Genomic DNA, 21,781 nt, shown 5'->3' with positions numbered 1-21,781 from the left:
CCAGCGGAATGACCCCCAGATCGATCGAGCGCGCCTGCTCATCGACATAGGTCAGCCGTCGCCACCGTCCGGGTGCGGCTCGATGCGCACACCGACCTCAAAGCCCACGCTCCAGCCCGCGCCGAACAGCCCGTCACGCCGTTCATCGCGACTGTTGTACACCCGCTGCCATTCGAACGGCATCACCCCCGGCAGCACGAAATCCAGCTCTTCAGGACCGCCCAGCACCTTGGCCCCCGTGGCGACATGCACCGGGTTCGGCGAGCCGGTCACTGCGCGGGCCAAGGCCCCGGTGACCTGGCTCACGCCGTAGGCATTCANGTGTATAAGAGACAGCTTCAGGACCGCCCAGCACCTTGGCCCCCGTGGCGACATGCACCGGGTTCGGCGAGCCGGTCACTGCGCGGGCCAAGGCCCCGGTGACCTGGCTCACGCCGTAGGCATTCAAGCTACCGAGCAGCATGCACGGCAGGTTGCTGACGAACTTCCCCGGCCCGCCGCGCAACAGCATCAGCGCAGTGCCCGCGAGCCCCACGCCTGGCGTCTTGCCGCTGCGGACCGCGCGCACCGCCACCGGGTCACCACCTATGAAGATGTTGGGCGAGATCTGCCCGGACGAGGTCACCAGCGCGCCACAGGTGCTGCGGTCGCGGCTGCGCACGGCGGGCTGGCCGTTGATGAAGACCTTGCTCGAACCCTCGGCGAGAAACTGCGGCGGCATCGGTGGATGGCGGCTGCAGGTCACCTCATCCATCGGTCTGGGCNCCACCTATGAAGATGTTGGGCGAGATCTGCCCGGACGAGGTCACCAGCGCGCCACAGGTGCTGCGGTCGCGGCTGCGCACGGCGGGCTGGCCGTTGATGAAGACCTTGCTCGAACCCTCGGCGAGAAACTGCGGCGGCATCGGTGGATGRCGGCTGCAGGTCACCTCATCCATCGGTCTGGGCAGRGCACCCGGKACGGGAGAGGCCAGGGTCGGGCGCCACAGCTCCGAGAAAAAGCCCCTGGCCATGTCGAGGAAGGTGCCTTCCGGCGCGRCGTCTTCCGGCAGACCGGGCGGAGCAGACGCGAGGACCCCCGCCGCGCGGGCCGCCGGCAGACCGTTGAAAAAGGTGTCGGGCGAACCGCTGCTGATGTACCCGCAGACCTCGGGCGGGAACAGGTCGTTGGCCAGCTCCGAGCAGAACTGGCCGATGCTTTCATCGGTGCCCGTGGCGCTCATGCCGACGCCCACGGCAGCTGTGAACGATCGCATCGCCCTGGCGGGCAGCGTGTGGGGCGTCAGACATTCCGTGATCCGCGCTGAGAAAGCGGCGGAATGTAGGGACTTCACGCGGCCCTGTCCGAGCGCTGAAACACAAAAGGACAGGACTGCGGGGTTTTCAGAAAGGGACTACAGGACTGATTCCTACACTCCTATTCAGGATGGGAAAAGTCCGCACAACGAAGGATATGCAGGGGAAGATGCGAGCTCATTCGTAATCAGCGTTCAAGATGAATAATATCTGTCGCCCAACACACACAAAAAAGCCCCACATCTCTCGATGCAGGGCTCCGTCCTCAGCTCAACTAAACCATCAAACCACAGCAGTCTGCCCGCTCATGGCCAGGTCGAGCAGTTCGCGGTTGGCGACGGCGTACATTGCGTAGTCGTTGCCGCTCGCGGCACGCAGCTCGACCAGCATCGCGCGCCAGCGCTCGACCATCGGCATGTGCTGCTCCAGCCACAGGTTCAGGCGCTCTTCTACATCCGCAGGGCCGTTCGGCATTTGCAGAACGGACACAGTGATCGCCCGTTGCTGCCAGTCGATGTCGTCGCGGAACGCCTCGCGGGCCAGGGCCTGCCAGTTGTTCTCCACGGGGAGCGCACTGATTTGCTGCAGGTACCAGGTGACGTCCAGCGAACTGCCCACCGCGAAGTACACCTTGGCCACGTCGGCCGCGTTCTGGCCAGTGACGTCGGATGCTTCGATGATCGGCAGCAGTGTGTACAGGTGAGTGGTGCCCGCGACCATTCGCGCCAGCAACTCCGGCACGCCAGCCTCGACGTACTCCTGATAACGCGCCTGCCAGACTTCCCGGGTCGGGCCTTCCAGCAGCTCGTCCAGTTTCAGACCCAAGGTCGCGATGTGCGGACCGAAGTGCGCAACGTCCCGTGCCGCGTCCAGCTCGTTGCGACGGCTGCGCAGGAACCAGCGGGTGGCGCGACGGCCAAGACGCATCAGTTCATCCATCAGCGCCAGCTGGATTTCAGCAGGAACCTTGTAGTCCAGCGCCTCGATCTGACGGAACCAGTGCGGGAGGTGGAAGATGTCGCGCACGATCACGTAGGCACCGGCGACGTTGGCTGCACTCATGCCAGTCGACTCTTTGAGCCGCTGCACGAAGGTGATGCCCATGTGGTTGACCAGATCGTTGGCGATCTGGGTGCTGACGATTTCGCGCTTCAGACGGTGGCGACGCATGGACTCCGAAAACTTCGCGCCCAATGACGGCGGGAAGGCGGTTTCCATGTCGCGGGCCAGGTAATCGTCATCAGGGACGCGGGATTCCAGCAGCGCTTCCTTGAGGTCGATCTTGCTGTACGAGATCAGTACCGACAACTCGGCGCGACTCAGGCCTTTCTGCTCGGCGATGCGCTCGGCCAGTTGGTCTTCGGCGGGCAGGAACTCGATGGCGCGGTCCAGCTTGCCACGGGATTCCAGATCGTTCATCAGACGCTTGTATTCAGCGATGCGCTCGTAGGCGCGACGAGCCGCCAACGACAGTGCCTGGGTCTGCTTGTAGTTGTTGCCGAGCACCAGGTTGCCCACTTCGTCGGTCATGCTTTCGAGCAGCAGGTTGCGCTGCTTCTCGGTCATGTCACCGGCCTGCACCACTTCGTTGAGCAGGATCTTGATGTTCACTTCGTGGTCGGAGCAGTCCACACCACCGGCGTTGTCGATGAAGTCAGTGTTGGTTGCGCCACCGAGCAGGCCGAACTCGACGCGGCCCAGTTGGGTCATGCCCAGGTTACCGCCCTCGCCCACCACCTTGCAGCGCAGCTGGTTGCCGTTGACTCGCAGGGTGTCGTTGGCCTTGTCGCCGACGTCGCTGTGGCTTTCGGAGCTGGCCTTGACGTAGGTGCCGATGCCGCCGTTCCACAGTAGATCCACCGGCGCCTTGAGCAGCGCGTGCATCAATTCGGTCGGCGTCAGCTTGTCCGCGGTGATGTCGAAGCGCTCTTTCATTTGCGGGGTGATGGTGATGCTCTTCAGGCTGCGCGGGAAGATACCGCCGCCTTCGGACATGATGCTGGTGTCGTAATCGGTCCAGGCCGAGCGCGGCAGATCGAACAGACGCTGACGTTCGACGAAGCTGGTGGCCGGATTCGGGTTCGGATCGATGAAGATGTGCAGGTGGTTGAACGCTGCCACCAGTTGCAGCTTGTCAGACATCAACAGGCCGTTGCCGAACACGTCACCGGCCATGTCGCCGACGCCGATCACGCTGACGCTGTCCTGCTGAACGTTGATCCCGCGTTCGCGGAAGTGACGCTGCACGCCCACCCATGCGCCCTTGGCGGTGATGCCCATTTTCTTGTGGTCGTAACCGGCCGAACCACCGGAGGCGAACGCATCGCCCAGCCAGAAGCCGTAGTCGATGGCGATGCCGTTGGCGATGTCGGAGAAGGTCGCGGTGCCTTTGTCGGCCGCCACTACCAGGTACGGGTCATCGTCGTCATGACGCACGACGTTGGCCGGAGGAACCAGCGCGCCTTCTTTCAGATTGTCGGTGATGTCCAGCAGACCGGAGATGAAAATGCGGTAGCAGGCAATCGCTTCGGCCTGAATCTCGTCGCGGGTGCCGGTGGTCGGCAGACGACGCGGCAGGAAGCCGCCCTTGGCGCCGACCGGCACGATGACCGAGTTCTTCACTTGTTGGGCTTTCACAAGGCCCAACACTTCGGTGCGGAAGTCTTCTTCACGGTCGGACCAGCGCAGACCACCCCGTGCGACGTTGCCGAAACGCAGGTGAACACCCTCGACACGCGGCGAGTAGACGAAGATCTCGAACTTCGGCACCGGCTTCGGCAGCTCGGGAATCAGACGCGGGTTGAACTTGAAGCTGAAGTAGCTCTTGTTCTGGCCGTTGGCGTCGGTCTGGTAGAAATTGGTGCGCATGGTCGCCTTGATCAGGTCAAGGTAGCGACGCAGGATGCGGTCTTCGTTGAGCACCTGAACGTCGTCCAGTGCCGAGAGAATCGCCGTTTCCAGACGCTGCTGCATGTCGTCCAGATCGCCACCGGACAGCTTGCGCGCCAGATAGAAGCGAGTCTTGAACAACCGCGTCAATTCGCGGGCGATGTCGGCATGGTTGTTCAGCGTGCTGGCGATATAACCCAGGTCGAAGCCCAGACGAATCTGCTTCAGGTAACGGGCATAAGCGCGCAGCAGTGCTACGTCGCGCCATGGCAGACCGGCAGTCAGCACCAGACGGTTGAACGCATCGTTCTCGGCTTCGCCACGAACGATGTGCACAAAGGCGTCCTGCAGGGTGTCGTTGAGCTGCTGCAGGTCAAGGTTCAGACCTTCGCCGTAAGTGAAGGCGAAATCGTGAATCCAGAACTCGCGACCGTTGGTGTGGCGCAAGCGATACGGGAACTCACCCAACACGCGCAGACCGAGGTTTTCCAGAATCGGCAACACGTCGGACAACGCCAGCGGGGTATCGGCGTGGTACAGCTTGCAGTGCAGCTGCGCCTTGTCGCCCGACAGCGGCTGATAGAAGCTCATGACCAGCGGATTGGCTTCGGACAGGTTCAACAGGTGCTGCATGTCGACCACGGCCGAGTGCGCGGCGAAGCGCTCGCGGTAGCCTGCCGGGAAGCCTTTCGGGAAGTCGGCCAGAACGTTGGTGCCCTGGGCTTCACCGAAGCTTTCGACGACCAGACTGGCGTAATCGTCCTTCCACGAACGGCAGGCCTGGATGACTTCGTTTTCCAGTTGCTGCGGATCGATGTTCAGGGTGACCTTCGGGTCCACCCGCAGGATCAGCTGCACACGGGCCAGCACGGATTCGGAGAAGAAGGTCCAGAACTCGCAGTCGCTGGCCTTCAGGCGCTCCATCAGCACCTGCTGGATTTTCTGCCGCACTTCGGTGGAGTAGATATCGCGTGGCACGTAGGCCAGGCAGTAGCAGAAGCGGCCGTACGGGTCCTTGCGCAGGAACACGCGAATCTTGTTGCGCTCCTGGATCTGCACGATGGACATGACGGTGGTGAACAGCTCGTCAACCGGGGTCTGGAACAGGTCGTCACGAGGCAGCACTTCAACGACTTGCGCCAGCTCCTTGCCCAGGTGCGCCTTGGCGTCGAAGCCGGAGCGGCGCTCGACTTCAGCGACCTTGCGGCGGATGTAAGGGATGTTGCGCACGCTCTCGCCATACACCGACGAGGTGTACAAGCCCATGAAGCGGCATTCCTTGATGACGTTGCCGTCGGCGTCGATCTGGCGGATCGACACGTAGTCCGGGTACGCCGGGCGGTGTACGCGGCTCGGGTGCGCAGCCTTGGCGAAGGAAAGCAGGGTCGGCTCGTGCAGGTAGTTCACCGCATAGCCTTCGATGTGCAGGTCTTCAGCTGTCAGGCCGGCACGCAGCAGCTTCGTCAGACCAAGGAAGGACGACTGGTCATAGGTCAGTTGACCGCCTTCTCCGTCACCGCTGACGGTGAATTCTTCATAGCCGAGGAAGGTGAAGTGGTTGTTCACCAACCACTCGAGGAACACTTTGACCTCGGCCTTCTCGTCCGCATCGACGTTGTATTCGATGGCGTCGATGCCGGCCAGCAGCTCGTGCAGCTTGGCCTTCATCGGTTCGAAATCTTCGACCGCGACGCGCACTTCACTCAGCACCTGCTCCAGTTCGCGGGCCAGAACGTTCAGTTCGGCAGCATTGGCGCAGCGGTCGATTTCCAGGTACATCAGCGATTCTTGCAGCACGCCGTCGCCCGTGCTGCCTTTTGGCAGCAGTTCGACCAGTTGGCCCTTCTCGTCGCGGCGCACGCTCAGCACGGTGGTCTGCAGCGTGTGGATGCTGTAACCGCGGCGGTTCAGTTCGGTGCGCACCGAGTCGACCAGAAACGGCAGGTCGTGGTGCAGGACTTCTACGGCGGTGTGGGTCGACTGCCAGCCGTGACGTTCGTAATCGGGGTTGTAGACCCGGACTTCCGGTTTGCTGTGTTCGAAGCGCTCGAGCAGACGCCAGGCAGACAGAGTGCAACCGGCGAGGTCGGAAAGCCTGCGCTGGGTCAGTTCGTCGAGGGAAATGATGCCGAAGAATTGATCGGCGAACAGCGCCACTTGTGGCAGTGCCTGTTCACTGATGTGCTGGGCCAGTGCCACTTGCAGTTGGTGCTGAAAGTCGGACTTGCTGGCTGCGGTGAAGAACGCCATCTGTGGTACTCCGCTTGGCTTGGCTTTTATATAGGAGAGATGCGTGTTTCGGGGTCGTGCATGAGTGTGTTTTTGCCACGTTTGCGCCTGTTCGATGATAGTCAGCAAAACGTGACAACGAGCAGTGCGTGAAGACCTGCCTCAAGTACTAACGCTCGTCGTGTGTGCGTCGTCACATTGAATCGACCCGAATGAAGATCGGTGGGCGTCTGCCCAGGCAGGCTCGGCCACACGTCCGTTCATCTGCTACGCAGCTTAACGAGAGCGACCCCGCACCTGCTTGCGGTGCTGCGACATATTCGGACATCGGGTCGCAACGGAATGTTTCAGAGGCGGGGGAGGATGGACCGTATGGGTGGTCTTGGGGTTGGCTCAACCCGTCAAACAGGCAATATTTGCTCAGGACTGGCAAAATCTCCCCCTGCCCCGAACCCAGCCACAGGAACCACGCCCATGAAAATGACCACCGACAGCTTCATCTACAACCCTTGTGACGAGGAAGAAGATGACATGGCGCTGGCCTGCTGCCATGCCACTAACGGCGATCTGTTCCTGCTGGCGCGTTTTCCCGATGAAGACGAAGTCGACATCACCTTTCGCGATGACACCATCCACGTCGACTCGAATCTGAAAGTGACCTTCAGTGCAACGCAGCTGAAAGTGGAAATCGACGCTGCGGACGCCAAGCCCTTCGGCGGCGAGACCACCTACGAAATCACGCACAGCACCCCGGCTGGCGAGGTGCGCGATCTGGATGACACGTTGCGCATCATCCTCAAGAATGTGGGGGCTTACGTCAGCGAGCTGGGGTGAAGTCGACGCTGTAGGAGCACGGCTTGCCAGCGGTGGCGCTCTGGATGTCGCTGCCAGCGGCAGGCTGCCGCCACGGGCATATCCATGCCGATATCAAGGCTCGAAACGCCCACCAACGGAATACTGACACCATAAATCTCGCGCAACAGGGGTAATACCTGCGACTTGTCAGACAATTCTCGTTTTTACCCCGCCAAACGCGACAGACACTGAAAAAACCCCTTGGCCGGTTAGTCGCCACCCCCTCGGATGGATTAAAGTAACGCCCCCAGCTTCGGTGCCGTTTTGGCGCTGCTGCCTACCCTGCCAGGAACCGTCATCGATGGAACATCGTGAAGCGTTGATCGCGCTGCGAACCTTTCTCTCCACTCAGATCCTGGGGCAGGAGAAACTGGTCGAGCGCCTGCTGATCGCGCTGCTTGCCGACGGCCACATGCTGGTCGAAGGCGCGCCGGGTCTGGCCAAGACCAAGGCCATCAAAGAGCTGGCGGAAGGTATCGAAGCGCAATTCCATCGCATCCAGTTCACCCCCGACCTGTTGCCCGCCGACATCACCGGCACCGAGATCTATCGCCCGGAAACCGGCAGTTTCGTGTTTCAGCAGGGGCCGATCTTCCACAATCTGGTGCTGGCCGACGAAATCAACCGCGCGCCGGCCAAAGTGCAATCGGCGCTGCTGGAGGCCATGGCCGAACGTCAGGTCAGCGTGGGCCGCAGCACTTACGATCTGTCGCCGCTGTTTCTGGTGATGGCGACCCAGAACCCGATCGAGCAGGAAGGCACCTATCCGCTGCCCGAAGCCCAGCTCGACCGTTTTCTCATGCACGTAAAAATTGGCTTCCCCGACGCCAACGTCGAGCGCAAGATTCTGCAGCAGGCCCGTGGCGAGGCGTTGAATGGCGAAACCAAGCCGGAACGGCGTGTCACCCAGCAGGCAATCTTCGCCGCGCGCAAGGAAATCCTTGGGTTGTACATGGCCGACGCGGTGGAGGAATACCTGGTGCAACTGGTCATGGCGACCCGCACCCCCGCCAAGTTCGACGCCGAACTCGCCGAGTGGATCGGCTACGGCGCCAGCCCGCGAGGCTCGATTTCCCTGGACCGCTGCGCCCGCGCCCACGCCTGGCTGGCCGGTCGCGACTTCGTCAGCCCCGAAGACATTCAGGCAATGGTCTTCGACGTGCTGCGTCATCGCATCATTCTGTCGTTCGAAGCGGAAGCCGCCGGGATTGATCAGGACCGCGTGATCCAGCGCATTCTCGACGTCGTTGCCGTCGCCTGAGCCCATGCAACCCTATCTGATCTCCCAACCGGGCATCCGCATCAGCCTCGCCGAGCTGATCGAGATGCGTCATCGCGTGCGGGAAGTGCAGCTGTTTTCTTCGCCCAGCCAGCGCAGCCCCTTGATTGGCCTGCATCACTCCAAGCTGCGCGGTCGTGGCGTGGACTTCGATCAGGTGCGGGTCTATCAGGCTGGCGACGATGTGCGCACCATCGACTGGCGCGTCACGGCAAGGACCCAGGAGCCACACACCAAGCTGTTCCACGAGGAACGCGAGCGGCCGATCTTCCTCATGGTCGAGCAGAGCCGACGGCTGTTTTTCGGTTCGGGCCAGATGTTCAAATCGGTACTGGCGGCGCAGGCTGCGGCGCTGATCGGCTGGGCCGCTCTGGGCCACAACGACCGGGTCGGAGGGCTGGTATTCGGCGATAACGAACACTACGAAATCAAGCCGCGCCGCAGCAAGCAGAGCCTGTTGCAGCTGCTCAACCGACTGGTGCGGGTCAATCAGTCGCTGCACACCGAGGCCGCCGCCGACCGCGACACTTTCGGCGTGGCGCTGCGTCGTGCCCGGGAAGTGCTGCGGCCAGGCAGTCTGGTGTTCATCCTCTGCGACGAGCGCGCGCTGTCCGATTCCGCCGAACAGCAACTGGCCCTCCTTTCCCGGCATTGCGACCTGCTGCTGTTGCCGCTGTCCGATCCGCTGGATCATGCGCTTCCGGCGGCAGGTCTGCTGCGTTTTGCCGAGAAAGGCGCGCAGCTGGAGCTCGACACCCTCAACCCCGATTTGCGTCAGACCTACCGCGCTCAAGGCGAAGCGCGTCAGGCCCGTTGGGAATTGCTGGCGAAGAAACTGCGGGTATTGCTGATTCCGCTGAGCACTCAGCAAGAAATGGTTGAGCAACTGCGTGATTATTTGAATGCCCAACAACCGGTAAAGCAGAAATGAGCCTGCTGGACCAGTTGCAGCCGATGATTCAGCCCGAGCCCGTGCCGTTCTGGCCGCTCGCCCCCGGCTGGTGGGTATTGCTCGCTCTATTACCGTTGCTCGGTTATGGCCTGTGGCGCGCGCGGATCTACCTGCCGAAGAAGGCCGCCCGCGAAAACGCCGAACAACCGCTGGACCCCCTGCGCCAGGCGGCGCTGATCGAGCTGGCCCAGTTGCCCAAACCCTACGATGGCGCGCCGGCCGGTGCGTGGCTGCAACAGATCAACGGCTTGCTCAAACGTCTTTGCCGCAACCACTATCCCTATAGCCAGAGCCATACGCTCAACGGCCGCAAATGGCTGGCGTTTCTCGACAATCGCTGCCCGGCTGCGGGGCTGACCCGCTGGATGATTCTTGTCGAAGGCGCCTACAAGCCCGAATGCAAACTCGACGACAAGGCTATCAATGGCCTGACGCAATCGGTCGAGACGTGGATTCGCAAACATGTTTGAGTTCGCCTGGCCGTGGGTCTTCGCCCTGTTGCCGCTGCCGTGGCTGTTGCGCTTCGTGTTGCCTGTCGCGGACAGTGGCGAGGCGGCGCTCAAGGTCAGTTTCCTGAGTGAACTGGAGGGTCTGGCCGGTCGCCGTGCCCGTGCGCATCTGCCGGGATGGCGTCGGCAGTTGCCCTTCGTCACCCTTTGGCTGTTGCTGCTGGTCGCCGCTGCGCGGCCGCAATGGCTGGGCGAACCCTTGCCGGTGGCGTCCAGCGGACGTGATCTGCTGGTGGCGGTGGATGTTTCGGGCTCGATGGACTATCCGGACATGGTCTGGCAGAACGATGAAGTCAGCCGCCTGACACTGGTCAAACAATTGCTCGGCGACTTTCTCGAACACCGTCAAGGGGATCGCGTCGGCCTGATTTTGTTCGGCAGCCAGGCCTATCTGCAGGCGCCGCTGACGTTCGACCGCAAGACCGTGCGCGTCTGGCTGGACGAGGCGCGCATCGGCATCGCCGGCAAGAATACCGCCATCGGCGACGCCATCGGTCTGGCCCTGAAACGCCTGCGCCTGCGTCCGGCGCAAAGCCGAGTGCTGATTCTGGTCACCGATGGCGCCAACAACGCCGGCCAGATCGATCCCGCCACCGCAGCACGTCTGGCAGCAGGCGAAGGCGTGAAGATCTATCCAATCGGCATTGGCGCGGACCCCGACAAAGGCGCGACCACCATTCTGGGCCTGAACCCGAGCCTGGATCTGGACGAACCCGCCCTGCGGGAAATCGCCGAGATCAGCGGTGGCCAGTATTTCCGTGCCCGCGACGGCGCAGAGCTGGAGCGAATCGGCAAGGCCCTCGACACCCTCGAACCTGTCACACAGCAACCGACCCAGGCCCGCCCCGCCCTTGCGCTGTATCACTGGCCGCTGTCGTTCGCTCTCCTGCTGAGCATTCTGTTGGTGGTCCACGAACGCTGGCCGCACAACCCGCTGTATCGCTTTCTTGCCCGTCAGCCAGCGCTGCATCCGGGCCCGCAATGGCGTCAGCGCTTCAATCGTTTGCGGAGGCGCCGATGATCTCGTCGCTGTTCGCGTTGTGGCCACACTGGATGCGCCCCTGGTGGCTGCTGCTCCTGCCGTTGCTGGGCTGGTTGCTGTGGCGGCTGTGGAACCGACAAAAACGCGCCGGCCGCTGGCAGATGATTCTGCCGAGCGCCTTCCACTCGGTATTGCTCAGCGGCGGCAGCGGTCGTGAAAGCAAACTGCCTTGGATCGCACTGGGCTTTGGCTGGTTGCTGGCACTGCTGGCCTTGATCGGGCCCAGTTGGCAGCGCGTTGAACAGACCAGCCAGAAACCGGCCGACCCGCTGGTGGTAATGTTCGAAACGACCCCCGAAATGCTCGCCGCCGACAGCCCGCCCTCGCGGCTGGAACAGGCGCGGCGCAAGCTGCTCGACCTGCTGCAAGTGCGCCGCGATTCGCAGACCGCGATCATCGTCTACGCCGGCAGCGCCCACACCTTGGTGCCGCTGTCCGATGACCTGACGACCAGCAAAAACCTGCTGGATGCGGTCAAGCCATCGATCATGCCGGAGAGCGGCCAGCGCGCCGATCTGGCCCTGATCAAGGCGCTGAATCTGCTGCAACAGGGCGATCTGGGTCAGGGGCGTGTGCTGTGGATCGGCTCATCGCTGACCGATGCGGAGCGTCAGGGAATGCGCGCATCCATGACCGGCCATGCCCCGCAGCTGTTGATGCTTGGCGTCGGCACCGCCGAAGGCGCGCCGGTAACTCAGGAGAAAGGCGGCTTCCTCAAAGATGCTCAGGGCGGCATCCTGGTGCCGCGTCTGGACGGCGCCAGCCTCAAGGACTTCGCCGAAGAACTGGGCGGCCATTACAGTCAGTTGCGACTGGACGATGACGACCTGCGCGAACTCGGCCTGCTCGACGGCCCCAAAGAGATGCGCAGTCAGGGCCAGACCGTAAGACTCGACAGTTGGGCCGATCAGGGTTACTGGCTATTACTGCCACTGCTGTTGCTGGCGGCCTGCGCCGGTCGGCGTGGCTGGGTGCTTTGCCTGCCATTGCTGATGCTGGTTCCGCAACACAGCTACGCCTTCGAGTTCAAGGATCTGTTTCTGCGGCCGGATCAGCAGGGGCAGCATCTGCTGCAGCGCCATCACCCCGCCGAAGCTGCACGACATTTTGAGAACGTTCAGTGGCAAGGCATCGCACTCTACGAAGCAGGCGACTATGCGGGCGCCGCTCAGCGTTTCGCTCAAGGCAACACCGCTGCCGACCATTACAATCGCGGCAACGCCCTGGCCAGAAGCGGCGAGCTCGAAGCGGCCATCGACGCTTACGAACAGGCGCTGGAGCGGCAGCCCGAATTCCCCGCTGCCACGGCCAACAAGGCACTGATCGAACAGATTCAAGAGCAGAACAAACAGGCCGCGGCCGAAGACGCCAGCGAAGGCAAGAGCGAAAGCGAGAAAGACGCCGACAACCCGAGCGGCGGCAGCTCCGATCAACAGCAACAGAGCCAGCAGACGTCGAGTCAGAACGCAGAAGAAAACGACAGCAGCGCCAGCAGTGCGCAACTCTCCGGCGGCAGCGGAACGTCCGATGCAATGCCGGATGACGACGAACCGACCCGAGCGCCGAGCCGACCTGCCGACAGCCACATCAGCGGCGAACAGCGTCAGGCCCTCGAACAATGGCTGCGGCAGATTCCCGACGAACCCGGTGAGCTGTTGCGCCGCAAATTCTGGTACGAACAACAGCAGCATCAGGAAAAAGCCCGATGAGTCGTGTGCACACTGTCGTTATCGCCTGGTTGTTATGCCTGGTAGCCCTTGTGGCGCAGGCCGACACACCCGCTGCGACGTTGCAGGCCAGCGTTGATCGCACGCGGGTAAACACCGGCGAGACCGTCGAGCTGACCCTTGAATCCGACGACGCCACGCTGTTCGGCAAGCCTGACATGAGCGCGCTGGACGCCGACTTCGAAGTGCGCGACACCCGCCAGCTCAACAGTCTGACGACGCTTGAGGGCAACGTTCACGCCACCACCCGCTGGCTGATCACGCTGATGCCCAGGCACAGCGGGTCGATCGAGATTCCGCCGCTGCAACTGGGCGAGCTGATCAGCCAGCCGATCGCGTTACAGGTCGTCGAGGCTTCCGCACAGTCCCAGGCGCAAAAGCTGGCGCCGGTGTTCATGGAAGCCAGCCTGGATCAGGACACGGTGTACGTGCAGGCCCAGGCGGTGTTGACGGTGCGCATCTATCACTCGGTGTCGTTGTTCGATGACAGCAACCTGACCCCGCTGCAGGTGCCGGACGCGCGCATCGAGAAGCTCGGCGAGACCCGTACCTATGAGAAGCAGATCAACGGCATTCGTCATGGCGTGATCGAAATGCGCTACGCGCTGTATCCGCAACACAGCGGCGATATGACCATCCCGGCGCAGGAGTTCAGCGCGACGATGGTTCAGGACATTCCCGAAACCCAGGCCGCGGCGACCAGCCAACCGACCGTTGCCACCAGCCCAAAACCGGGCAAGCTGATGCGCGTCATGTCCGATCCGTTGCCGCTGAAGGTCAAGCCGCAACCGGCGCACTATCCGGCCAACACGCCATGGCTGCCGGCGCGCAGCATCACCCTGAGCGAGAACTGGAGCCCTGATCCGGCGCACAGCCAGATCGGCGATTCACTGACACGCACCTTGGTGGTCAAGGCCGAAGGCTTGTCCAGCGCGCAATTGCCGCCGTTGCCTGCCACCGAAGTCAGCGCGCTTCGGCGCTATCCGGACCAGCCGCAACTGAGCAATCAGGCCAGTGAGCGCGGCCTGGTGGGCAGCCGAGAGGAGCGTGAGGCGCTGGTGCCCAATCGTCCAGGTGCTATCGACATCCCCGCCGTGGACCTGGTCTGGTGGAACACGCTGGAAGATCATCTGGAACACAGCTTTCTGCCCGCGCGTACCTTGCAGGTCAGCACCAATCCGGCGCTGGCGGTCGACATGCCGGTCAGTGACAACAGCGGCGTGACGGTCATCGGCCCGCCGGTCTGGCCGTGGCAGTTGTGCACGGTGCTGTTGAGTTTCACCACGCTGCTGGGCTTCGGCCTCTGGTGGCGAGCCCGTTGGCAACCGGCCCTGACACGTGCTGCGCAGACCGGGCCGAGCCCACGCACGGTGCTTGACGACCTGAAACGCGCGAGCCTGGCCAATGATCCTCAAGCGACTCGTCAGGCACTGGACGCCTGGGCCCGCCAGCAACCGGAAACCCTGGCCGACATGGCCGCGCGCTTCGTCCCGCTGTCCGATGCGCTGGATGGCCTGAACGGTGCGCTTTACAGCGAGACCGGCAAGCTGTGGCTGGGTGAAGATTTATGGAAAGCGGTGAAGGCACTTCCAGCCGTTGAGAAACCGATCGACCCGAATGGCGCCGAAAGTTTGCCCCCGCTGTATCCCAAGTGATTTCTCTGGATCGATGCGCCTCTTCGCGCATTGATCGTTCCTCACGCTCGGCGTGGGAACGCAACCCGTGACGCTGTGCGTCACATTGGCCGCAGAGCGGCCGACCCGGCATTCCCGCGCAGAGCGTAGGAACGATCAAAAGGGGTTGGCGTGCGGCCCTACGAAACCATTCAACACAAGGTACCCCAATGCGTCTGTTCCACACCTCCGACTGGCACCTGGGCCAAAACCTCCATGGCCAGGAGCGGGACTTCGAACACGCCAGCTTCCTGACCTGGCTGCTGGCCCGCCTGGCCGAGCGCGCGCCTGACGTGCTGCTGATCGCCGGCGACATCTTCGACACGGTCAACCCGCCGGTCAAAGCCCAGGAGCGCCTGTACGACTTCATCGTCAGCGCCCACGAACAGAGCCCGCAACTGACCATCGTCATGATCGCCGGCAACCACGATTCCGGCTCGCGTATCGAACTGCCCGCGCCACTCATGCGCCGTCTGCGGACCCACGCGCTGGGGCGTGTGCTGTGGCTGGACGATGGCGTGCTCGACGTCGATCGTCTGCTGCTGCCGCTGACCAACGCCAAGGGAAAAGTGCTCGGCTGGTGCCTGGCGCTGCCGTTCCTGCGCCCCGCCGAAGTCACTGGCCCGACCTTGGGCGACAACTACCTGCGCGGCATCGGTCAGGTGCACGAGATGCTGATCGCCGCCGCCAACCAGAAGCGCAAGAAAGGCCAGGCGCTGATCGCCATCAGCCACGCGCACATGGCCGGCGGTTCGGTTTCGGAAGACTCCGAGCGCAGCCTGATCATCGGCAACGCCGAAGCCTTGCCCGCCAGCCTGTTCGGAGAGACCATCACCTACGTCGCCCTCGGCCATCTGCACAAGCCTCAGAAGGTCAACGGCGAGGAGCGGATTCGCTACAGCGGCTCGCCGATTCCCCTGTCGTTTTCGGAAATCGGCTATCAGCACCAGATCCTCGAAATCGACTGCGAAGGCGGCAAGCTTGCCAGCGTCAAACCGCTGCTGATTCCGCGCGCGGTCAACCTGCAACGCATCGGCCCGGCACCGCTGGCCGAACTCCTGCTGCAACTCAAGGACCTGCCGGACATCGATCTGCTGGCCGACATCGATCGCCAGCCATGGCTCGAAGTCCGGGTGAAACTCGACGAGCCGCAACCGGACCTGCGCAATCAGATCGAAGCCACGCTGGAAAACAAGGCCGTGCGCCTGGTGCGCATCGCGGCGCAATACGCTGGCAAAGGCGGACGCGATGACGACGAGGATCGCGAGCTGATCGAACTGGATCAACTCAGCCCGCAGGAATTGTTCAGCCGCGCCTGGCTCGACAGCTACGGCACCGAGGTCGACGAACAGACGTTGCAGGACTTCGCCACCCTGCTCCAGGACGTGCAACTGGAGGGCGAACAGCCATGAAGATTCTTGCCATTCGCCTGAAAAACCTCGCATCCCTGGCAGGGCCCTTCGAACTGGACTTCACGGCCGAGCCGTTGGCCAGCGCCGGCCTGTTCGCGATCACCGGCCCTACCGGCGCCGGCAAAAGCACGCTGCTCGATGCGCTGTGTCTGGCGCTGTTTGGGGCTATTCCGCGCCTGAACAATGTCGGCCAGTCGAAGGTGCCGGAAATCGACGGCGACATCAGCACCAACGACCCGCGCAACCTGCTGCGGCGCGGCACCGGCAGCGGCTACGCGGAAGTGGATTTCGTCGGTATCGACAAGCGTCGTTATCGTGCTCGCTGGGAAACCAACCGCGCCCGTGACAATGCAACGAAAAAGCTCCAGGCCAGCCGCCAGACCCTGACCGATCTGGACAGCGAACAGATCCTCAGCAGCCAGAACAAATCGGAATACAAGACTCTGCTCGAAACGCGACTGGGCCTGAACTTCGAGCAGTTCACCCGTGCCGTGATGCTGGCGCAGAGCGAGTTCAGCGCCTTCCTCAAGGCCGATGACAAGGAGCGCAGCGAACTGCTGGAAAAGCTCACCGACACGGCAATCTACAGCCAGCTCGGGCGTCGCGCCTACGGCAAGAGCAAGGAAGCCGAAGAGGCGTTGAAAACCCTCAACGCCCAGGCCGGCAACCTCACCCCGCTGGAGCCCGAACAGCGGGCCGAGCTGGAACTACGTTTTGCCGACGCCCAGCAACAACTGAAACTGGCTCAGGCGCAACTGCGTCAGTTGGAGCTCAAGCAGCAGTGGCTGAGTGAATTGAACCGCCTGCGCGACAAACATCTGGCGGCCAGCGAACAACTCGCCAGCGCGCAACAGACCTTGGACAAGCAGAACGCCGACCGCCAGCAACTCGGGCAACTGGAGCGTCTGGCGCCGCAGCGGCACTTGTTCGGTCAGCGCAAGAAACTGGACACCCAGCTCAGCCCGTTGGCGGCGACCGTTGAGGCGCACGCCCAACAACAGGCGGAGCTTCAGACCCGCCTGACGGATCTGGAGGCTCAACTTGCCACGGCACAAAGCGCTCTGGTGCAGGCGCAGGAACAGCAGCAGACGGCCGCGCCGACCTTGCGCGCGGCATTCGAGCAGCAGGTTCAACTCAACCACCTGAACAACGAGCTGCAGCAGATCAGCGAGCAGGCGCGCGTTGCCGAGCAAACCAGCACTGACGGGCAGACTGCGCTCAATCAACTGACCGACCAGCAACGTCAGGTCGAAACGCGATTGCAGAGCATCGCCGAGCAATTGCAGAACAGTGCCGCGCTGGATTCGTTGAGCCAGTCATGGGCAGCCTATCGCCCTCGCCTGCAGCAGATCGTCTTGCTCAGCTCGCGCTTGAACAAAGGCCGCGAAGAGCTGCCTGCGCTGGAAAAGGCTGCCACCCAGGCCGAGCAGGTATTGAGCGAACGTCGTACCGCGCTGCAAGCGCTGTACGACGAGGCCGAGGTCAAAGCCGATGCGGTCGGTCAGGAAATCGAACGACTGGGGCAATTGCTGCAAGACAACCGCCAGCAGCACAGCGCCAGCGATTCACTGGAGCGTCTGTGGCAACGTCATCAGGACATTGCCGGTCGCTTGCACGACGTGCAGATGCAACAGCAGCAAGCCACTGAACGGCGCGCGCAGGGCATCGCTCAAGGCCTGAAACTCAAGGGTGAGCACGAAGCCGCCGAGCAGGCGCTGAAGGTGACCGTCGAGTTGCTGCAACGTCAGCGTCTGGCCCGCAGCGCCAGCGTCGAGCAACTGCGGGAGCAACTGGTGGATAATCAGCCCTGCCCGGTGTGCGGCAGCGAAGATCATCCTTATCACCAGTCCGATGCGCTGCTGCAAGCCTTGTCCGGTCATGACGACAGCGAAGAAACCGCAGCGCGTTCAAAGGTCAGCCAGCTCAGCGAAAAGCTCGCGGAACTGCGTACCGAAGTCGCCGAGCTGAACAACCAGCTCAAGCAGTCGAAACCGCAGCAGGATCAACTCGGCGAACAACTGCAAAAACTCACGCCGGAACTGGAAGCCCATGGGCTGTTTCCGCGTCTGCTGGAGCAACCCGAGCACCTGCGCAGCGACTGGCTCAGCGAGCGTCTGCATCAACTGGCGCAGGAAATCCTCAGCAGCGAGCAGCGCCAGACGCGGCTGCTCAAGGTCCAGCGCGACGCCGAGTCCCTGCAACACCAAGTGCAGGCCGCCCGCGAAGCCAGCCAGCAGGCGATGAAATTGCTGGACGATCAGCAACGCAATATCTCGCTGGACAACAAGGCATTCGAAACCTCGCTGGTGGAATTCGAACCGCTGCTGCCCGCCGAGAGTCTGCCACTGTGGCGCGAGTCGGCGACCGAAAGCTTCATGCAGCTGGACAACGACATCGCACGCCGGGTCGAACAGCTCGATCAGCAAAAGGACGAACAACAGGAACACAGCGAGCGAGCGAAGAAAATCGAGCGCGAGCAGATCGCTCAAGAATCGCGTCTGCAACAGCATCAGCAGTTGCAACAGCGGCTTGAGGCCAGCCAGCAACAGCAGGCCGTCGTGCAGCAACGCTTGCAGGAAATCCTCGGCGAACACTCCAGCGCAGAACACTGGCAGCGACAACTCGAACAGACCGTGGAGCAAGCGCGTCAGGCTCAGGCCTCAATCGCCGAGGCCTTGCAGCAGGCGCGCAGCGAGTCGATCAAACTCACCACAGAACTCGAAGGCGAACGTCAGCGTCAGCAAGGGCTGCAACAGGACCTGGCCGACCTCGATCGGCAGATCAGCGAATGGCGCAGCCAGCACAGCGAACTCGACGACGCCGCGCTCGACGCACTACTAGGCCTGAGTGACGACAGCGTCAGTCAGTTGCGCCAACGCTTGCAGGCCAGTGAAAAAGCCCTGGAGCAGGCGAAAGTGCTGGTGCAGGAGCGCGAGACTCAGTTGCAACAGCATCAGGCGCAGCACGCCGATATGGGCGATTCGGAACAACTGGCTGCAGCGCTGTCCGAGGCCCAGAGCCTGTCAACAAACCACGACCAATTGTGTGCAGATCTGCGGGCTCAGATCAGCGAAGACGAGCGCCGTCGCACCGCCAACAGCGAATTGCAGGCGCGCATCCAGGCCGCCAACAGCGAATACCTGCGCTGGGCGAGACTGGCGACGTTGATCGGTTCGGCAGAGGGCGACAAATTCCGCAAGATTGCCCAGGCCTACAACCTGGACTTGCTGGTGCATCACGCCAACGCCCAGCTCAAGCAACTGGTGCGGCGCTATCGCCTGAAACGCGGCGGCAGCATGCTCGGCCTGCTGGTGATGGACACCGAAATGGGCGATGAACTGCGTTCGGTGCATTCGCTGTCCGGCGGCGAGACTTTCCTGGTTTCGCTGGCCCTGGCGCTGGGTCTGGCATCCATGGCGTCGAGCACACTGAAGATCGAGTCGCTGTTCATCGACGAAGGCTTCGGCAGTCTTGACCCCGAATCGCTGCAACTGGCGATGGACGCGCTGGATGGCTTGCAGGCGCAAGGGCGCAAGGTCGGGGTGATTTCCCACGTACAGGAAATGCACGAGCGGATTCCGGTGCAGATTCAGGTGCGTCGCCAGGGCAACGGCCTGAGTACCCTGGAGGTGACGTGATGAGCGCCCTGCTCTATTCCTTTCGCCGCTGCCCTTATGCCATGCGGGCGCGCATGGCGGTGGCCTATTCCGGCGCCGAGGTCGAACTGGTCGAGGTCAGCCTCAAGGCCAAGCCGCCAGAGATGCTCGAACGTTCGCCTAAAGGCACGGTGCCGGTTCTGGTACTGGACGACCAGGTGCTGGAGCAGAGCCTGGACATCATGCGTTGGGCATTGGCGCAGAACGATCCGGATGATTGGTCCATGACTTGCGATAGCCCCGCGCAGCAGCAGATCGCTGAATTGATCGCTGAAAACGACAGCACATTCAAGACCGATCTCGACCGCTACAAATATGCGGTGCGCTATCCCGAGTTCAGCCAGGAACACTATCGCGCCCAAGGTGAGGTGTTTCTGAGCAAGCTGGAGGTATTGTTGAGGGATCGCGACTGTCTGCTGACCCATCACCTGACCCTCGCCGACATTGCCCTGGCGCCGTTCGTGCGGCAGTTTTGCGGGGTCGATCCTGAGTGGTTCTGGCAATCGCCCTATCCACGTTTGCAGGGCTGGCTGCAGCGGTTTCTGGATTCAGAGCTGTTTAAAAAGGCCATGGTAAAACACAAAACCTTGTAGCCGCGCGGCTGGGAGGCCGGGCGGCGTTCCGATGCCGGCGGGGCGGCCTTGAAATCGCCCTCGCTATATTTTTCCGGCCACAAACATCAGAACAAGCACAAACAAAAATAATACCCCTGCAGTTAAAAAGGGAATCAGGACCCACCGCTTCAGGTGGGTTGGCATGCGCTTCACATCATTGAGATCCACCAAGCCTTTGCGCACATACATGTTTGTGAAGAGTAACGCGCTTATCGTAGTCGACAACCTGTACTGACGGCCCAGCAAGCCACTATCACTTCCAAACCGTTTAGCGTCGATGTTGAGTTTGCTGTTTCCAAGTGCGTCTTCGATCTGCTCCAGCTTGAAGAATGCGACCCAAACAAACACCGCTACATCAATCAAAAAAACAAAGGTCCCCAGAGCGATGCTCATCTCCAGAATGAAGTTACCGTCCATGGACAGTTCCATGTAGGAGAGTGGTTAAGTTTTCTCCAGCGATAGACCCGAATTTCCCACCTCCCCATGCCGTAACTGCACCCGCGACGAGCGCGCAGCCTACTATCGCGGCCCCTCCTGACGCGACTCCAAGCCCTACACAGATCGATTGGCCGGCTACCGCTCCTGCACTCCCGGCATACATAGAGGCAAATATCCCACCCGCCGTTTTACCAGTCTCCACATACTTCGCCCGAGTACACTCCTCTTCCCGCCCTGTAGAACACGCCTCTTTAATCTCCAGCGCTCCCGCGCCAACATCTAATGCAATGCCCACGTACGTACCTTTACTCATCGCACCTGCCATTTTGGACAGGCTCCGGACCTTCCCGGCATAGCCCCTGATGTCACCGGTATGCAGGTAGCTTTTGCTGGAAATCCCCAGGATCTGCTTCATCTTGCCCTGGTTATTCAAACCCGATCCAAAGCGACCAATACCTTTAAGGCTCGTCTCCATCCGGGTAAACAGCGCACGGCGTTGGGCAAAGAACTGATCGTTTGTCATTGCGCCCGCACGCCAGCGTTGATGCAGTGCCTCGGTCTGCTTGAGCAGCTCTTCCAGATCCTTGAGATGCCTGCTCCATGCCGCCGTGCTGGCTCCAATACCGATAGAGCCGTACGACATGAAACTTTGCAGCAGGTCGAAGTTATGCGTCATCACAGAACTTTCACGTGTGGACATGCCGATCATTGCCCCGCGAACCTGCGAGGCCAGTTCCATCAATCGGGTTTCTTCGGGTGTGCACATGTTGGTCGAACCGTCACCGACGACTACCACGTCTGCGGGCCTCACCATGCCGTTACGGAGGAAGGGATTGAGCTGATCGAGTTTCGAACGAGCGTTCATGGAGAGGGCGAGATGCTGATCTCGAAGGTGAATATAGTGCCGGGCTTGATCGTTAACGAATGCATAGGGTTGTGACACGTCGAGCTTCCTGCGTTGAAGAATTGCAGCTGCGCGGAGTCCTTTCCGGGCCAATGGAAGCCGGACAGTAATTTGAGAGCTTGGAGATGTCATCCAGCAGGTTGTCAAAAACGGCCCGAATGCGAATTTTCGGAAACTCCCTACGCCTGAGTTCTCAGGGACCTACATTCCAGAGAACGACCCACCTGTAGCAGTCCGGCTTGCCGGCGGCAGCGATTTCAATTACGCAATCGTCGGCAAGCCGGACTGCCACAGGTTCTGCTTTAC

General features: G+C 61.8%; 14 protein-coding genes and 2 pseudogenes. 10 read left to right on the top strand and 6 right to left on the bottom strand.

Annotated elements, in window-relative coordinates; all coding sequences use genetic code 11:
- The 4 genes and pseudogenes from BWR59_RS32200 to BWR59_RS29330 all read right to left on the bottom strand — a co-directional run.
- A pseudogene (locus BWR59_RS32200) lies at window positions 1-291 on the bottom strand (DUF6531 domain-containing protein); the annotation flags it as partial.
- The gene (locus BWR59_RS32195; protein ID WP_230982113.1) at window positions 212-721 is read right to left on the bottom strand and encodes a PAAR domain-containing protein; all 510 of its coding nucleotides are present in this window, start codon (window positions 719-721) and stop codon (window positions 212-214) included. The pseudogene BWR59_RS32200 and the gene BWR59_RS32195, both read right to left, overlap by 80 nt.
- 44 nt (window positions 722-765) lie before the next feature.
- Window positions 766-1,235 (bottom strand): annotated as a pseudogene (locus BWR59_RS32190) (PAAR domain-containing protein); the annotation flags it as partial.
- A 343-nt stretch (window positions 1,236-1,578) separates the two neighbouring features.
- Window positions 1,579-6,435 (bottom strand): NAD-glutamate dehydrogenase, encoded by a 4,857-nt coding sequence (locus BWR59_RS29330; RefSeq protein ID WP_081569191.1) that lies wholly within the window; start codon window positions 6,433-6,435, stop codon window positions 1,579-1,581.
- Window positions 6,436-6,888: 453 nt separating this feature from the next.
- Between BWR59_RS29330 and BWR59_RS29325 the strand changes: the two genes are divergently transcribed.
- From BWR59_RS29325 to BWR59_RS29280, 10 genes are all read left to right on the top strand, one after another.
- Window positions 6,889-7,248: a hypothetical protein gene (locus BWR59_RS29325; RefSeq protein WP_081569190.1), complete on the top strand. Its 360-nt coding sequence runs from the start codon at window positions 6,889-6,891 to the stop codon at window positions 7,246-7,248.
- A gap of 322 nt (window positions 7,249-7,570) precedes the next feature.
- Window positions 7,571-8,530 carry a MoxR family ATPase gene (locus tag BWR59_RS29320; protein ID WP_062390247.1) on the top strand — a complete coding sequence of 320 codons (960 nt, stop codon included), beginning with the start codon at window positions 7,571-7,573 and terminating at the stop codon, window positions 8,528-8,530.
- Window positions 8,531-8,534: 4 nt separating this feature from the next.
- Window positions 8,535-9,479: a DUF58 domain-containing protein gene (locus BWR59_RS29315; RefSeq protein WP_081569189.1), complete on the top strand. Its 945-nt coding sequence runs from the start codon at window positions 8,535-8,537 to the stop codon at window positions 9,477-9,479.
- Window positions 9,476-9,970, top strand: a complete 495-nt coding sequence (locus BWR59_RS29310) for a DUF4381 domain-containing protein (protein ID WP_081569188.1) — start codon at window positions 9,476-9,478, stop codon at window positions 9,968-9,970. The genes BWR59_RS29315 and BWR59_RS29310 overlap by 4 nt, the downstream gene beginning before the upstream one ends.
- Window positions 9,963-11,030, top strand: coding sequence for a VWA domain-containing protein (locus BWR59_RS29305; RefSeq protein WP_081569187.1), 1,068 nt, complete (start codon window positions 9,963-9,965; stop codon window positions 11,028-11,030). Before BWR59_RS29310 ends, BWR59_RS29305 begins: the two co-directional genes overlap by 8 nt.
- Before the next feature lie 8 nt (window positions 11,031-11,038).
- Window positions 11,039-12,760 (top strand): VWA domain-containing protein, encoded by a 1,722-nt coding sequence (locus BWR59_RS29300; protein WP_178111256.1) that lies wholly within the window; start codon window positions 11,039-11,041, stop codon window positions 12,758-12,760.
- Window positions 12,757-14,433: a BatD family protein gene (locus BWR59_RS29295; RefSeq protein ID WP_081569185.1), complete on the top strand. Its 1,677-nt coding sequence runs from the start codon at window positions 12,757-12,759 to the stop codon at window positions 14,431-14,433. The genes BWR59_RS29300 and BWR59_RS29295 overlap by 4 nt, the downstream gene beginning before the upstream one ends.
- 188 nt (window positions 14,434-14,621) lie before the next feature.
- The gene (locus BWR59_RS29290) at window positions 14,622-15,863 is read left to right on the top strand and encodes an exonuclease SbcCD subunit D C-terminal domain-containing protein (protein WP_081569184.1); all 1,242 of its coding nucleotides are present in this window, start codon (window positions 14,622-14,624) and stop codon (window positions 15,861-15,863) included.
- Entirely contained in the window at window positions 15,860-19,501 is a 3,642-nt protein-coding gene (locus BWR59_RS29285; protein WP_081569183.1) for an AAA family ATPase, read from the top strand. The genes BWR59_RS29290 and BWR59_RS29285 overlap by 4 nt, the downstream gene beginning before the upstream one ends.
- The gene (locus tag BWR59_RS29280) at window positions 19,501-20,112 is read left to right on the top strand and encodes a glutathione S-transferase (protein ID WP_081569182.1); all 612 of its coding nucleotides are present in this window, start codon (window positions 19,501-19,503) and stop codon (window positions 20,110-20,112) included. The genes BWR59_RS29285 and BWR59_RS29280 overlap by 1 nt, the downstream gene beginning before the upstream one ends.
- Window positions 20,113-20,175: 63 nt before the next feature.
- Here the strand turns inward: BWR59_RS29280 and BWR59_RS29275 are convergent, their stop codons facing one another.
- On the bottom strand, window positions 20,176-20,550 hold the full coding sequence (locus BWR59_RS29275) for a hypothetical protein (RefSeq protein ID WP_081569181.1): 375 nt from the start codon (window positions 20,548-20,550) through the stop codon (window positions 20,176-20,178).
- Window positions 20,540-21,514: a hypothetical protein gene (locus tag BWR59_RS29270; RefSeq protein WP_081569180.1), complete on the bottom strand. Its 975-nt coding sequence runs from the start codon at window positions 21,512-21,514 to the stop codon at window positions 20,540-20,542. Before BWR59_RS29270 ends, BWR59_RS29275 begins: the two co-directional genes overlap by 11 nt.
- Between the last annotated feature and the right edge of the window lie 267 nt (window positions 21,515-21,781).

This window comes from Pseudomonas sp. Bc-h (assembly GCF_002080045.1).
In the GTDB taxonomy this organism is placed as follows: Bacteria; Pseudomonadota; Gammaproteobacteria; order Pseudomonadales; family Pseudomonadaceae; genus Aquipseudomonas.
Note: the sequence above shows the minus strand (reverse complement) of the source record. Positions and strands in the feature narration are given on the sequence as shown.